The sequence below is a fragment of the Mycolicibacter senuensis genome, assembly GCF_002101885.1.
Lineage (GTDB): Bacteria > Actinomycetota > Actinomycetes > Mycobacteriales > Mycobacteriaceae > Mycobacterium > Mycobacterium senuense.
This window is the reverse complement of record NZ_LQPS01000025.1, coordinates 1-14,140: the sequence shown is the minus strand read 5'-3', so window position 1 is coordinate 14,140 and position 14,140 is coordinate 1. Positions and strand designations below refer to the sequence as shown.

General features: G+C 71.1%; 11 protein-coding genes. All 11 read left to right on the top strand.

The window, feature by feature from the left end:
* Positions 1-195: 195 nt before the first annotated feature.
* The 11 genes from AWC24_RS04930 (at position 196) to murG (ending at position 14,031) form a co-directional block, all read left to right on the top strand.
* A complete protein-coding gene (locus AWC24_RS04930; protein ID WP_085082625.1) occupies positions 196-597 on the top strand; it encodes an SCO2097 family morphological protein in 402 nt (133 codons plus the stop codon).
* Positions 598-895: 298 nt separating this feature from the next.
* Positions 896-1,327: a division/cell wall cluster transcriptional repressor MraZ gene (mraZ, locus tag AWC24_RS04925; RefSeq protein WP_085082623.1), complete on the top strand. Its 432-nt coding sequence runs from the start codon at positions 896-898 to the stop codon at positions 1,325-1,327.
* Positions 1,302-2,489, top strand: a complete 1,188-nt coding sequence (gene rsmH, locus AWC24_RS04920; RefSeq protein ID WP_085082621.1) for a 16S rRNA (cytosine(1402)-N(4))-methyltransferase RsmH — start codon at positions 1,302-1,304, stop codon at positions 2,487-2,489. The genes mraZ and rsmH overlap by 26 nt, the downstream gene beginning before the upstream one ends.
* Positions 2,489-3,547: a cell division protein FtsL gene (ftsL, locus tag AWC24_RS04915; RefSeq protein WP_234807258.1), complete on the top strand. Its 1,059-nt coding sequence runs from the start codon at positions 2,489-2,491 to the stop codon at positions 3,545-3,547. Before rsmH ends, ftsL begins: the two co-directional genes overlap by 1 nt.
* Positions 3,544-5,538, top strand: a complete 1,995-nt coding sequence (locus AWC24_RS04910) for a peptidoglycan D,D-transpeptidase FtsI family protein (protein ID WP_109560327.1) — start codon at positions 3,544-3,546, stop codon at positions 5,536-5,538. Before ftsL ends, AWC24_RS04910 begins: the two co-directional genes overlap by 4 nt.
* Positions 5,539-5,695: 157 nt before the next feature.
* Complete coding sequence (locus AWC24_RS04905) at positions 5,696-7,261, top strand: UDP-N-acetylmuramoyl-L-alanyl-D-glutamate--2,6-diaminopimelate ligase (protein WP_085082619.1); 1,566 nt, start codon at positions 5,696-5,698, stop codon at positions 7,259-7,261.
* A complete protein-coding gene (locus tag AWC24_RS04900) occupies positions 7,258-8,784 on the top strand; it encodes a UDP-N-acetylmuramoyl-tripeptide--D-alanyl-D-alanine ligase (RefSeq protein WP_085082617.1) in 1,527 nt (508 codons plus the stop codon). Before AWC24_RS04905 ends, AWC24_RS04900 begins: the two co-directional genes overlap by 4 nt.
* Positions 8,784-9,863: a phospho-N-acetylmuramoyl-pentapeptide-transferase gene (gene mraY, locus AWC24_RS04895; protein WP_085082615.1), complete on the top strand. Its 1,080-nt coding sequence runs from the start codon at positions 8,784-8,786 to the stop codon at positions 9,861-9,863. Before AWC24_RS04900 ends, mraY begins: the two co-directional genes overlap by 1 nt.
* A 1-nt stretch (position 9,864) precedes the next feature.
* Positions 9,865-11,319: a UDP-N-acetylmuramoyl-L-alanine--D-glutamate ligase gene (murD, locus tag AWC24_RS04890; protein WP_085082613.1), complete on the top strand. Its 1,455-nt coding sequence runs from the start codon at positions 9,865-9,867 to the stop codon at positions 11,317-11,319.
* A gap of 8 nt (positions 11,320-11,327) precedes the next feature.
* Complete coding sequence (ftsW, locus tag AWC24_RS04885; RefSeq protein WP_407663446.1) at positions 11,328-12,884, top strand: putative lipid II flippase FtsW; 1,557 nt, start codon at positions 11,328-11,330, stop codon at positions 12,882-12,884.
* 4 nt (positions 12,885-12,888) lie between these two features.
* On the top strand, positions 12,889-14,031 hold the full coding sequence (gene murG / locus AWC24_RS04880; RefSeq protein ID WP_085082609.1) for an undecaprenyldiphospho-muramoylpentapeptide beta-N-acetylglucosaminyltransferase: 1,143 nt from the start codon (positions 12,889-12,891) through the stop codon (positions 14,029-14,031).
* Positions 14,032-14,140: the final 109 nt, after the last annotated feature.

Sequence of the window (14,140 nt, the reverse complement as noted above, 5' to 3'; positions counted from 1 at the left end):
GCCCACCCATTATCGGAGCTTCGGTTCCCGGACGTCGGGCGGTTACGGATCGGCATTGCCGGACCGCGGCTACAATCGGCTGGCGAAGCCTGTGGTACACCGCAGGCCGACCTCGTATTATCAGTGATAGTTGCCCGCACAGTCCGTAGCCAGTGGTGGGCAGCGATGTGACCGGCCGTCGGCAAGGAGGGACGAATGCCACTCTCCGATCATGAACAGCGCATGCTCGACGAGATCGAGAGCGCCCTCTACGCGGAGGACCCCAAGTTCGCTTCCAGCGTGCGTGGTGGTGCCCTGCGCACCCCGACCACGCGGCGGCGGGTGCAGGGCATGGCACTGTTCCTGACCGGGCTGGTGATGCTGGTCTCCGGCATCCCGTTCTATTCGACGGTCAACCCGGGTTTCCTGATCTTGAGCGTGGTCGGGTTCGTGGTGATGTTCGGTGGCGTGGTGTTCGCCATCACCGGCAACCACGCGGCCGCGGCCGGCGATGGGGTGACCAAGACGGGTGGGAACCAGCAGCGCCGGGTCAAGGGGGGCAGCGGCACGTTCGCCAGTCGCATGGAGGACCGGTTCCGCCGTCGTTTCGAGCCGTAGCGCGGCACGTTTGACGTGACAGGGGCAGCCGATCGGCTGCTCCTTTTTCGTGCGCGTTTGCTGGCGCGCGGGCACGCCTCGGGCCCGTCGCCGGCCTGACTCCCCACTTTACCCCACCTTGGTTCTTACGGCGTGACCTGGCGTTTTCTCGGTCAGTCACGCTGGTTTCAGGGCGGTGGAGTCGATCATCACCCGATTCGGTGGGGAATGGGGGTGAAATGGTCCTTCTAAATGGTGCAGAGTGGGGAATTGTGGGGTATTGTGGGCTCACGTTGTCGACGTGAGCGGGAGGTGGCCGATGTTCCTCGGCACCTATACGCCCAAGCTCGACGACAAGGGGCGGCTGACACTGCCCGCGAAGTTCCGCGACGCGCTGGCAGGAGGTTTGATGGTCACCAAGAGCCAGGACCACAGCCTGGCCGTGTACCCGCGGGCGGAGTTCGAGCAGCTCGCCCGCCGCGCGGCCAAGGCGTCGCGCAGCAACCCGGAGGCGCGGGCGTTCCTGCGCAGCCTGGCCGCGGCCACCGACGAACAGCATCCCGACGGGCAGGGCCGGATCACCTTGTCGCCCGACCACCGCCGCTACGCCAACCTCTCCAAGGACTGCGTGGTCATCGGATCGGTCGACTACCTCGAGATCTGGGATGCGCAGGCGTGGAGCGATTACCAGCAGACCCATGAAGAGAACTTCTCCGCGGCCAGCGATGAAGCACTCAGCGACATCATCTGAGGCGCACGCCCGTGCCTCGTGGCCTCTGTCCGAACCGACCCTGACGTACTTCCCCAACGTCAGGTTCGCGCTGTCGGGCAGGGACCTCGAGGCAGGGGCGGGCCCCCGGCGATCGCAGGCGCGGCGGGGTCAACATCCGAGGGGAGGTGTTGCGGTGGCCGAGCAGGGCGAATTCGGGCACGTACCGGTGCTGCTGGAGCGTTGCGTGGAACTGCTGGCCCCGGCACTGACCCGGGAATCACCCGACGGCCGTGGGGCCACTCTCGTCGACGCCACCCTCGGAGCCGGCGGCCATACCGAACGGTTCCTGAGTCGGTTCCCCGGCCTGCGGGTCATCGGCCTCGACCGGGACAGCACCGCGCTGGAGATCGCCGGCGCCCGGTTGGACCGGTTCGCCGATCGGCTGCGCACGGTTCGCACCCGCTACGACGGGATCGGCACGGCGCTGACCGAAACGGGTTTGGCGCCAACGGGTTCGGTCGACGGGGTGCTGTTCGACCTCGGCGTCTCATCGATGCAGCTCGACCGGGCGGAGCGGGGTTTCTCCTACGCCCAGGACGCCCCGCTGGACATGCGGATGGACCCGGAGGCCGAGCTGACGGCCGCCGAGATCGTCAATACGTACGACGCAGCCGCGCTGACCGACATCCTGCGCCGGTTCGGGGAGGAGCGCTTCGCCTCACGCATCGCCGCCCATATCGTCCGCCGCCGGTCCCAGACACCGTTCACCTCGACGGGGGAGCTGACAGCGCTGCTCTACGAGGCGATTCCGGCGCCGGCCAGACGTACCGGGGGGCATCCGGCCAAGCGGACCTTCCAGGCACTGCGCATCGCGGTCAACGGCGAGCTGGAGTCGCTGCGCAACGCCCTCCCGGCGGCCCTGAACGCGTTGACGGTGGGCGGGCGCGTCGCGGTGATGTCCTATCAGTCGCTGGAGGATCGCATCGTCAAGCAGTTGTTCGCCGCCGTGACCACGTCACGTACGCCGGTCGATCTGCCGGTCGAATTGCCTGGTGACAGGCCGAGGTTCATGACGTTGACGCGCGGCGCCGAGCGTGCCCAACCGGATGAGGTCGAGCACAACCCGAGGGCGGGGTCGGTCCGGTTGCGGGCCGTGCAGCGGGTTGCCGCCGGGCCGGTTCCGACATCGAGGGGGGATTGATGGCGACCAACCGCAAACCTGCGGCCCGGCAAGGCGATCGCCGCCGCGGCCCCGAGAGCGCCACCCGCACCGGACCGCGCCGTTCGAGTGAGGCACCGGCGGCCCGGCGCCCTCGGCGGCAGCACGGGACCGCGCCGGCCCCGGGGCGTGAATCGCGGCCGCGGTCGGGGCCGCAGAACGCGGTGCTGTCGCGCCCCGATGCCCGGCCGGTGCCGCCGAAGAACACCAAGCAGGCCAAGGCGCGCGCGAAGGCGCGAAAGGCCAAGGCGCCCAAGGTAGTACGCGTCCCGCTGCGGGAACGCCTGATCACCCGGCTGGCCTCGATCGACCTGCGGCCGCGCTCCCTGGCGGCCAAGGTCCCGTTCGTGGTGTTGATCATCGGTTCGCTCGGCATCGGGCTGGGCATCACGCTGTGGCTGTCGACCGATGCCGCCGAGCGCTCCTATCAGCTGGGCAACATCCGGGAGCACAACCGGGTGCTGCTGCAGCAGAAGGAGGCGCTCGAGCGCGATGTGCTCACCGCCGAGTCGGCGCCGGCGCTGGCCGAGGCGGCCCGCGAACTGGGCATGATCCCGACCCGCGACACCGCGCATCTGGTCCAGGACCCGGCCGGCAACTGGGTCGTCGTGGGCCAACCGAAACCGGCCGAGGGTGTGCCGCCGCCACCGCTGAACACCAAGTTGCCCGACGAGCAACCGGCGACACCGCCGGCCGAGGTTCCGGTCCGGGTGCCGCCCGCCGGGCCGAAGCTGGACAGCAGGCATCTGCCCACCCCGGCTGCGCCGGCACCCGCTGTGCCCGGTGCGCCGCTGATCATCCCGGGGCTGCCGGGAATGCCCAGCCTGCCCGGTGGGTCGTTGTCGGGGCCGCCGCCGGGGCCCGAGATCCCGCCCGTCGCGCTACCGCCGGAGGCCGCGTTGCCCCCCGCGGCCGTGCTTCCGCCGGAGGCCGCGTTGCCCCCCGCGGCCGCGCTTCCGCCGGAGGCCGCCTTGTCGCCGCAGCCGGAGCTGCCGCAGCAGCCCGCCCTGCCAGCGGTACTTCCGGGAGCCCCGCGATGAGAAGGCCGGCTCGGGGCACGGGACCGGCGCGGCGCGCCGACGGGTCGATCAAGGCCGGCACCCGCAGCGCGGGCCGATCCACCAAGCCCACCAAGCAGCCCAAGTCGGCCAAACCCGCCAAAGTTACTCAGCAGACGGGGCATTCGGCGCGCGACCGTCGCACCCGGCCGGCCACCGACCTGGGACTGCGCAGCGCATCGTTCGTCTTCCGGCACCGCACCGGCAACGCCGTCATCTTCCTGGTGCTGGCGCTGTCGGCGGCCCAGCTGTTCTACCTGCAGGTGCCGCGGGCGTCGGGATTGCGGGCCGAGGCCGCCGGGCAACTCAAGGTCACCGACGTCCAGCAGGCCATGCGCGGCGACATCATCGACCGCACCGGCGACAAGTTGGCGTTCACCATCGAAGCCCGGGCATTGACCTTCCAGCCGATCAAGGTCGGCAAGCAACTCGCGGAGGCCCGGAAGAAGGATCCGGCCGCCCCCGACCCGCAGCGCCGGTTCCAAGAGATCGCCAAGGACATCGCCGGCCGGCTCGGTAACAAGCCGGATGCGGCGACGCTGCTGAAGAAGTTGCGCAGCAACGAGACCTTCGTCTACCTGGCCCGTGCCGTCGACCCGGCGCTGGCCGAGGTGATCACCGACAAGTTCCCCGAGGTCGGCAGCGAGCGTCAGGATCTGCGGCAGTACCCGGGCGGATCGTTGGCCGCCAACATCATCGGCGGCATCGATTGGGACGGCCACGGCCTGCTGGGGCTGGAAGACTCGATGGATGCCGTGCTGGCCGGTACCGACGGCTCGATCACCTACGACCGCGGCTCCGACGGCGTGGTGATCCCGGGCAGCTACCGCAACCGGCACCGGGCCGTCAACGGGTCGACGATCCAGCTGACCCTCGACGACGACATCCAGTTCTACGTCCAGCAGCAGGTTCAGCAGGCCAAGAACGTCTCCGGGGCCCGCAACGTCACCGCGGTGGTGCTCGACGCCAAGAGCGGCGAGGTACTGGCGATGGCCGGCGACAACACCTTCGACCCGTCCCAGGACATCGGGCGGCAGGAGGACCGGCAGCTGGGCAACCCGGCGGTGTCGTCGCCGTTCGAGCCCGGCTCGGTGAACAAGATCATCACCGCCGCGTCGGTCATCGAGTACGGACTGAGCAACCCCGATGAGGTGCTGCAGGTTCCGGGCTCGATCAACGTCGCCGATGTCACCGTCAGCGACGCCTGGGAGCACGGGGTGGCGCCCTACACCACGACCGGGATCTTCGGGAAGTCCTCCAACGTCGGCACCCTGATGCTGGCGCAGCGGGTGGGCCCGGAGCGTTGGTTCGAGATGCTGGAGAAATTCGGTCTGGGACAGCGCACCGGCGTGGCGCTTCCCGGCGAGAGCGCCGGGCTGGTTCCGCCGGTCGATCAGTGGTCGGGCAGCTCGTTCGCCAACCTTCCGATCGGCCAAGGTCTGTCGATGACGCTGCTGCAGATGGCCGGGATGTATCAGGCCATCGCCAACGACGGGTTGCGGATTCCGCCGCGAATCATCAAGTCCACCATCGCCCCCGACGGCGCCCGCACCGAAGAACCCCGCCCGGACGGTGTGCGGGTCGTCTCCGAGCAGACCGCGCAGACCGTCCGCAACATGCTGCGCTCGGTGACCCAGCGCGACCCGACCGGTGTCCAGCAGGGCACCGGATGGCAGGCCGCCGTCGACGGCTACCAGATCGCCGGGAAGACCGGCACCGCCCAGCAGATCAACCCCGGCTGCGGCTGCTACTACGACGACGTCTACTGGATCACCTTCGCCGGGATCGCGCCGGTGGACAATCCGCGCTACGTCATCGGGATGATGATGGACAACCCCCATCGCGCCGCCGACGGATCGCCGGGCACGTCGGCCGCGCCGCTGTTCCACAACATCGCCGGCTGGCTGTTGCAGCGACACAACGTTCCGCTCTCGCCGGACCCGGGACCGCCACTCGTGCTGCAGGCGATGTAGCGGTAGCCTCCGCGCTCACGGTGGCCTGCCGAGAGCGCCCCGCCGTGCTGAACCGGACCCGGCTGACCTGCCGGCCGCGAAATGCCGATCGGCCGCCCCGCTGTCGGCGCCCGCCTGGGTAGTCTCAGGTCCGGTTCTGGTGACCTGGCGCTAGCGGATGGAGGTGATCGCGGTGTCTGCCGCAATGCGTCCCGACGTCGGGGCGGGTACTCCGCTGCGCGCCCTGGCCGACCGCATCGGGGCGGTCGCCGCGACCGGCGGTGTGGTGCCGGAGCTGCTGATCACCGGGCTGACGCTGCGCGCTCAGGATGCGCAGCCCGGGGACCTGTTCGCGGCGCTACCCGGCGCGACGACCCGCGGGGCGCGGTTCGTCGCCGACGCGGTCGCACGCGGGGCGGTCGCGGTGCTCTCCGACGGGGACGGGGCCGCCGAGATCGCCAGCGGTGCAACGGCGCCCGGGTTACCGGTGCTGGTGCACCCGGCTCCCCGCGCCGTGCTCGGCGAATTGGCTGCCACCGTCTACGGGCGTCCCTGCGAGCGGCTCACGGTCATCGGTGTCACCGGGACGTCGGGCAAGACCACCACCGCCTACCTGGTCGAGGCCGGGTTGCGGGCCGCGGGCCGGACTGCGGGGCTGATCGGCACCGTCGGTGTCCGGATCGACGGGGTCGATCTGCCCAGTGCGCTGACCACCCCCGAGGCGCCGGCGCTGCAGGCGCTGCTGGCGGTGATGGCGCAGCGCGGGGTCGACACCGTGGTGATGGAGGTGTCCAGCCACGCCTTGGCATTGGGCCGGGCCGACGGCACCCGCTTTGCGGTGGGCGCGTTCACCAACCTGTCGCGCGACCACCTGGACTTCCACCCGACCATGGCGGACTACTTCGAGGCCAAGGCGCGGCTTTTCGATCCGGCCTCACCGCTGCACGCCGCCCGGGCGGTGGTCTGCGTCGACGACGCGGCCGGTGAGGCGATGGCGGCGCGCGCGAGCGCGCCGGTCACCGTCAGCGCGACCGGCCGGCCGGCGGGCTGGGGTGTGGAACGCGTCAGCGCGGGTGCGGGCCCAGGTGGCCGGGAGTTCGTGGCGGTCGACCCCGCCGGTGTGCACCACCCGGTCGGAATCGGGCTGCCCGGCAACTACAACGTCGCCAATTGCCTGGTGGCGCTGGCGATTCTCGATGCGGTCGGAGTGTCGCCGGAGCAGGCGGCGCCGGGCCTGCGTGACGCCCGGGTGCCCGGCCGGATGGAGCCGATCGATCGTGGCCAGGATTTCCTGGCGCTGGTCGACTACGCGCACAAGCCGGGCGCGCTGGCCGCGGTGCTGCAGACCCTGCGCGAGGATCTGCGCGACAGCCCCGGGCGGCTGGCCGTGGTGTTCGGCGCCGGCGGCGACCGCGACCACGGCAAGCGCGCCCCGATGGGCCGGATCGCCGCGCAGGGTGCGGACCTGGTGGTCGTCACCGACGACAACCCTCGGGGCGAGGACCCCGCCGACATCCGGCGTGCGGTCCTGACCGGTGCTGCCGACGGCAGCGCGGAGGTGGTCGAGATCGGTGATCGACGGGCGGCGATCGACCACGCGGTGCGCTGGGCGCGGCCGGGCGACGTGGTGCTCGTCGCCGGCAAGGGCCACGAAACCGGCCAGACCGCCGCGGGACGCACGCAGCCCTTCGACGACCGAATCGAGCTGGCCCAGGCGCTGGACGCGCGCGAGCAGCACCGATGATCGCGCTGACCGTCGCCGATATCGCCGACATCGTGGGTGGCCGGCTTGCCGACATCTCACCGGAGCAGGCCGCGCGCACCGTCGTCACCGGGACCGTGGAGTTCGACTCCCGCCGCATCACCGCGGGCTCGTTGTTCCTGGCGCTGCCGGGGGCGCGGGCCGACGGCCACGACCACGCGGCGTCGGCGGTGGCCGCCGGTGCGGTGGCGGTGCTGGCCGCCCGTCCGGTCGGGGTGCCGGCCATCGTGGTGGATCCGGTTGCATCGGACAGCCGATCCGGTGCCCTCGAGCACGACGACGCCGTCGGATCCGGGGCCGCGGTGCTGGGCGCGCTGGCCGGCCTGGCCGCCGCCGTGGCCGCCAGACTGGTCGCCGGCGGCCTGCGGATCATCGGGGTCACCGGTTCGTCGGGCAAGACCTCCACCAAGGACCTGCTGGCCGCCGTGCTGGCGCCGTTGGGGCAGGTGGTCGCACCGCCGGGGTCGTTCAACAACGAGCTGGGCCATCCGTGGACGGTGCTGCGTGCCGACGAGGACACCGACTTTCTGGTGCTGGAACTGTCCGCCCGGCATCGCGGCAACATCGCGGCGCTGGCCGCCATCGCCCCGCCGCAGGTGGCGGTGGTGCTCAACGTCGGCAGCGCGCACCTGGGGGAGTTCGGCTCCCGCGAGGCGATCGCGGAGACCAAAGCCGAACTGGCGCAAGCTGTTCCGGAGTCCGGTGTGGTGATCCTCAACGTCGATGATCCGGCGGTGGCCGCGATGGCGGACAAGACCGCGGCCCGGGTGGTCCGGGTCAGCCGGGCCGGGCCTGCCGACGTGTGGGCCGGGCCGGCGACGCTCGACGGATTGGCCCGCCCGGGTTTTACGCTGCGCGTCGGCCCGGGCGGGGCGGCCGGCGAGGCCGGCGTGCAGCTCGGGGTGTCCGGTGATCACCAGGTCTCCAACGCGCTGTGCGCGGCGGCGGTCGCCCTGGAATGCGGCGCCACGCCCGAGCAGGTGGCGTCGGCGCTGGCCGGCGCCGGTCCGATGTCGGGACACCGGATGCAGGTCGCCACCCGCGGCGACGGGGTGACGGTGATCGACGACGCCTACAACGCCAACCCGGACTCCATGCGGGCGGCGCTGCAGGCGCTGGCCTGGATCGCCCGCGGTCAGGATGCTGAAACTCTCGCGCCGAGACGCAGTTGGGCGGTGCTCGGTGAGATGGCTGAGCTGGGCGAGGACGCGATATCTGAGCATGACCGCATCGGCCGGCTCGCGGTGCGCTTAGATGTGTCTCGTCTCATTGTCGTCGGCGTAGGGAGAGCGATGGGCGCGATGCACCACGGCGCGGTCATGGAGGGATCCTGGGGCGCCGACGGTGACAGGGGGGCCACCGCGGTACCGGACGTCGATGCCGCCCTGTCCCTGCTGCGCGCCGAATTGCGGCCGGGTGACGTGGTACTGGTCAAGGCGTCCAACTCCGCCGGGTTGACGGTCCTGGCCGACGCGCTGGTCAGCGACGCTCCAGGAGATCGCTGATGATCATGATCCTCGTCGCGGCCGGTGTCGCGTTGTTGGTCGCCATCCTGTTGACCCCGGTGCTGATCCGGGTGTTCACCAAGCAGGGTTTCGGTCAGGAGATCCGCGAGGACGGCCCGGCCAGCCATCAGAGCAAACGGGGCACCCCGTCGATGGGTGGCGTGGCGATCGTGGCCGGGATCTGGGCGGGCTACCTGACGGCTCAGCTGGCGGGCCTGGTCTTCTACGGCACCGGACCGACGGCCTCAGGGCTGTTGGTGCTGGGGTTGGCGACCGCACTGGGCGGCGTGGGCTTCATCGACGACCTGATCAAGATCCGCCGGTCACGCAACCTGGGCTTGAACAAGACCGCCAAGACCGTCGGGCAGGTCACCGCGGCGACCCTGTTCGGCCTGCTGGTGCTCAACTTCCGCAACAGCTCCGGGCTGACCCCGGGCTCCCAGCAGCTGTCCTACGTGCGCGAGATCGCCACCGTCACACTGCCACCGGCGATTTTCGTGTTGTTCGTCATCCTGATCGTCAGCGCCTGGTCGAACGCGGTGAACTTCACCGACGGCCTGGACGGTCTGGCCGCCGGATCGATGGCGATGGTCAGTGCCGCCTACGTGCTGATCACCGTGATGCAGCACCGCAACGCCTGCGCCATCGCGCCCGGGCTGGGCTGCTACAACGTGCGCGACCCGCTGGACTTGGCGCTGATCGCCGCCGCCACGGCGGGCGCCTGCATCGGGTTCCTGTGGTGGAACGCCGCGCCGGCGAAGATCTTCATGGGCGACACCGGATCGCTGGCGTTGGGCGGGGTGATCGCCGGGATGTCGGTGACCACCCACACCGAGATCCTCGCGGTGGTGCTCGGCGGGCTCTTCGTCGCCGAGATCACCTCGGTCGTCGTGCAGATCCTGGCCTTCCGCAGCACCGGCCGCCGGGTGTTCCGGATGGCGCCGTTCCATCATCACTTCGAGTTGGCCGGCTGGGCGGAGACCACGGTGATCATCCGGTTCTGGCTGCTGACCGCCATCGCCTGCGGGTTGGGCGTCTCCATGTTCTACGGCGAGTGGTTCACCGCCGTCGGCGGCTGACATGACCGGCGTGCTGTCCTCCGGTGCACGGGTGCTGGTCGCCGGGGCGGGGGTGACCGGCCGGGCGGTGCTGAGCGCATTGGCGCCGCTGGGCCTGGACCTGACACTCTGCGACGATGACGCGGCCGCACTGCGCGGTCACCACGGCGTGACGACGTTGAGCCCGGCGGCGGCCGCCGCACAGATCACCGACTACACCGTGGTGGTCACCAGCCCGGGGTTCCCGCCCACCACGCCGCTGCTGGTTGCGGCCGCCGCGGCCGGCGTGCCGGTCTGGGGCGACGTGGAACTGGCCTGGCGCCTGGACGCCGCCGGCTACTACGGGCCGCCGCGGCGCTGGCTGGTGGTGACCGGTACCAACGGCAAGACCACCACGACGTCGATGCTGCACGCCATGCTGACCGCCGCGGGCCGGCGCGCCCAGTTGTGCGGCAACATCGGCAGCCCGGTGCTGGATGTGCTGGGCGAGCCCGCCGAACTGCTGGCCGTCGAGCTGTCCAGTTTCCAGCTGCACTGGGCGCCGTCGCTGCGTCCGGAGGCCGGGGTGGTGCTCAACATCGCCGAAGACCACCTGGACTGGCACGGCAGCATGGCCGCCTACACCGCGGACAAGGCGCGGGCACTGGGCGGCCGGGTGGCGGTGGTCGGCCTCGACGACGACCGCGCGGCGGCGCTGCTGGGCGGGTCGCCCGCGGCGGTGAAAGCGGGTTTCCGGCTCGGGGAACCGGCCGCCGGCGAACTCGGCGTGCTCGACGGCATGCTGGTCGACCGCGGGTTCGCCGACGAGGCGGTGCTGGCGCCGGTGGCCTCGATTCCGGTTCCCGGGCCGGTCGGTGTGCTCGATGCGCTGGCCGCGGCGGCGCTGGCCCGCAGCGTGGAGGTGCCGCCGGAAGCGATCGCGACCGCGCTGGCGTCGTTTCAGGTCGGCCGGCACCGCGCCGAACTGGTGGTCGTCGCCGACGGCATCAGCTACGTCGACGACTCCAAGGCCACCAATCCGCACGCTGCCGAAGCCTCGGTGCTGGCTTATCCGCGGGTGGTCTGGGTGGCCGGCGGTCTGCTCAAGGGCGCGTCGGTCGATGCGACCGTGGCCCGCATCGCCGGGCGCCTGGCCGGGGCGGTGCTGATCGGGCGCGACCGCGCCGTGGTTGCCAAGGCGTTATCACGACACGCACCGGATGTCCCCGTCGTACAGGTTGTGACGGGCGAGGATATTGATATGGGTGATACAGCCGTGTCTCCAGTTACTCGTGTGACGCAAGTAGCTGACAGGTCCGATGAGCCGCTGAGCTCCCGAGTGATGACTGCGGTGGTGGCCGCCGCCCGCAGCCTGGCCCGGCCCGGCGACACGGTGCTGCTGGCTCCGGCGGGGGCGTCCTTCGACCAGTTCGCCGGTTACGGCGCCCGGGGCGACGCCTTCGCCGCCGCCGTGCGCGCCGCGGCGGGGGCGGTGTGATCGGGCTTCTGGCCCGGCTGCGGCGAAACGCCGGGGCCGCGGCCGCCGATGACGAGACGACGGCGCACAAGCCCGCCGACACCGAGCCGCGCACCCGGTTCGGCGCCTGGCTGGGCCGGCCCATGACGTCGTTTCACCTCATCATCGCGATTGCCGCCCTGCTGACCACGCTCGGCCTGATCATGGTGCTGTCCGCCTCGGGGGTGGAGTCCTACGGCATCGACGGCTCGGCCTGGCGGATCTTCGGCAAGCAGGTGCTGTGGACGGTGATCGGGCTCATCGGCTGCTATGTGGCGTTGCGGATGCCGGTCCGGTTCATGCGGCGCATGGCTTTTGCCGGTTACGCCTTCACCATCGTGCTGCTGGTGCTGGTGCTGATCCCGGGTATCGGCACCTTGTCCAACGGTTCTCGCGGCTGGTTCGTCGTCGCCGGCTTCTCCATGCAGCCCTCCGAGCTGGCTAAGATCGCGTTCGTCATCTGGGGCGCCCACCTGCTGGCGGCCCGGCGGATGGAACGCGCGACGCTGGGCGAGATGCTCGTCCCGCTGGTGCCGGCCGCCGTGGTTGCGCTGGTGCTGATCGTCGCCCAGCCCGACTTGGGGCAGACGGTCTCGCTGGGCATCATTCTGCTGGCGCTGTTGTGGTATGCCGGTCTGCCGTTGCGGGTGTTCCTCACGTCACTGACGGCCATTGTCGCCGCCGCCGCGATCATGGCGGTGACCGAGGGCTACCGTTCCGACCGGGTGCGGTCCTGGCTGGACCCGGACGCCGACCTGCAGGGCGCCGGCTACCAGGCGCGGCAGGCGAAGTTCGCGCTGGCCAACGGCGGCATCTTCGGCGACGGCCTGGGCCAGGGCACCGCGAAGTGGAACTATCTGCCCAACGCGCACAACGACTTCATCTTCGCCATCATCGGCGAGGAACTCGGCTTCATCGGCGGCTTCGGGTTGCTGGCGCTGTTCGGCCTGTTCGCCTACACCGGTATGCGCATCGCGAAGCGCTCCGCCGACCCGTTCCTGCGACTGCTGACGGCCACCACCACGATGTGGGTGATCGGCCAGTCCTTCATCAACGTCGGCTACGTTATCGGGCTGTTGCCCGTCACCGGTATTCAGCTGCCGCTGATATCGGCCGGTGGAACCTCTACGGCGACAACGCTGTTCATGATCGGCATCATGGCCAATGCGGCCCGGCACGAGCCGGAGGCGGTGGCGGCGCTGCGCGCCGGCCGGGAGGACCGGATGAACCGGATGCTGCGGTTGCCGCTGCCGGAGCCGTATGCACCGACCCGGATCGAGGCGCTGCGTGACCGGCTGCGGTCCAGGCCGCAATCCGGCGGGGGGCAGCGCGGCACCGGGCGGGCACCGTCGCGGTCGGCGGGGCGGCAGCGCGCAGCCGGGCAGCCGACGAAGCGGGCGGCGAGCCGCGGCACCGGCCGGGCAGGGCAAAATGGAGGCGACCGACGTCGCCGGGCGGCGTCCGTACAAGCGGCGTCCGGACAAGCGGCGTCGGGCCAGCGGCGCCCGACAGTCGGGCGCGCACGCGCACTGGAAGGTCAGCATTAGGGGAGTGAACGACTCGGTCAGCAAGCCGGACCGCGGTGCGCCGATATCGGTGGTTCTGGCCGGCGGCGGTACCGCAGGCCACGTCGAGCCCGCCATGGCGGTCGCCGACGCGCTGCGCGCCCTGGACGCGAGTGTCCGCATCACCGCCCTGGGTACGGCACGCGGCCTGGAGACCCGGTTGGTGCCGGCTCGCGGCTACGATCTGGAGCTGATCACCCCGGTGCCGTTGCCCCGCAAACTCAACGCCGATCTGGTCCGGCTGCCGCCGCGGGTGGTGCGCGCGGTCCGCGAGACTCGGGCGGTGTTGCGCGCCGTGCAGGCCGACGTGGTGATCGGTTTCGGCGGCTATGTGGCGCTGCCGGCGTATCTGGCTGCGCGCGGTATCGGCCGGCGGCGGGTGCCGGTGGTGATCCACGAGGCCAATGCGCGCGCGGGGCTGGCCAACCGGGTCGGCGCCCGCGGCGCCGCGCGGGTGCTCTCGGCCGTGGGCGACTGCGGCCTGTCGCGCCCGGAGGTCGTCGGGGTGCCGGTCCGGGCGGCGATCACCACCTTGGACCGGGCGGCGCTGCGCGCAACGGCCCGCGCTCACTTCGGCTTCGCCGACGATGACCGGGTGCTGCTGGTTTTCGGCGGTTCGCAAGGTGCCCAGTCGATCAACCAGGCCGTCGCCGGAGCGGCTGAACATCTTGCCGCGGCCGGGGTTTCGGTGCTGCACGCGCACGGCCCGAAGAACACGCTGGATCTGCCGCAGCCCGCCGAGGGCGATCCGCGTTACGTCGCGGTGCCCTATCTGGACCGGATGGACCTGGCGTACGCGGCCGCCGATCTGGCGATCTGCCGATCCGGGGCGATGACGGTGGCCGAGGTGTCGGCGGTGGGGTTGCCGGCGGTGTACGTGCCGTTGCCGATCGGCAACGGCGAGCAGCGGCTCAACGCGCTGCCGGTCGTCAACGCCGGTGGCGGTGTGCTGGTCGACGACGCCGCGCTGACCCCGGATTTCGTGGCCGGCACGGTTGCCGGACTGCTCACCGATCGGGCGCGGCTGGCGGCGATGACCAGCGCTGCCCGGCTGGCCGGGCACCCGGAGGCGGCGCGACGGGTGGCCGAGGTGGCCCTCGAGGTCGCAATGCTGAGGGGCGGCGCATGAGAAGCCCTATGTCAAGCCGCCCCTTTTTGGGTGAGGGTTTTCTGGAGCGCTCGGTGTTTGTCGGGGTTGTAGGCGAGGTGGTCTTGCCAGCAGTGCCAGATGACGTGCA

Excerpts from the sequence above, each read along its gene's own strand:
- AWC24_RS04930 (WP_085082625.1), top strand. The coding sequence starts at position 196 with ATGCCACTCTCCGATCATGAACAGCGCATGCTCGACGAGATCGAGAGC.
- mraZ (WP_085082623.1), top strand. The coding sequence starts at position 896 with ATGTTCCTCGGCACCTATACGCCCAAGCTCGACGACAAGGGGCGGCTG.
- rsmH (WP_085082621.1), top strand. The coding sequence starts at position 1,302 with ATGAAGCACTCAGCGACATCATCTGAGGCGCACGCCCGTGCCTCGTGG.
- ftsL (WP_234807258.1), top strand. The coding sequence starts at position 2,489 with ATGGCGACCAACCGCAAACCTGCGGCCCGGCAAGGCGATCGCCGCCGC.
- AWC24_RS04910 (WP_109560327.1), top strand. The coding sequence starts at position 3,544 with ATGAGAAGGCCGGCTCGGGGCACGGGACCGGCGCGGCGCGCCGACGGG.
- AWC24_RS04905 (WP_085082619.1), top strand. The coding sequence starts at position 5,696 with ATGGAGGTGATCGCGGTGTCTGCCGCAATGCGTCCCGACGTCGGGGCG.
- AWC24_RS04900 (WP_085082617.1), top strand. The coding sequence starts at position 7,258 with ATGATCGCGCTGACCGTCGCCGATATCGCCGACATCGTGGGTGGCCGG.
- mraY (WP_085082615.1), top strand. The coding sequence starts at position 8,784 with ATGATCATGATCCTCGTCGCGGCCGGTGTCGCGTTGTTGGTCGCCATC.
- murD (WP_085082613.1), top strand. The coding sequence starts at position 9,865 with ATGACCGGCGTGCTGTCCTCCGGTGCACGGGTGCTGGTCGCCGGGGCG.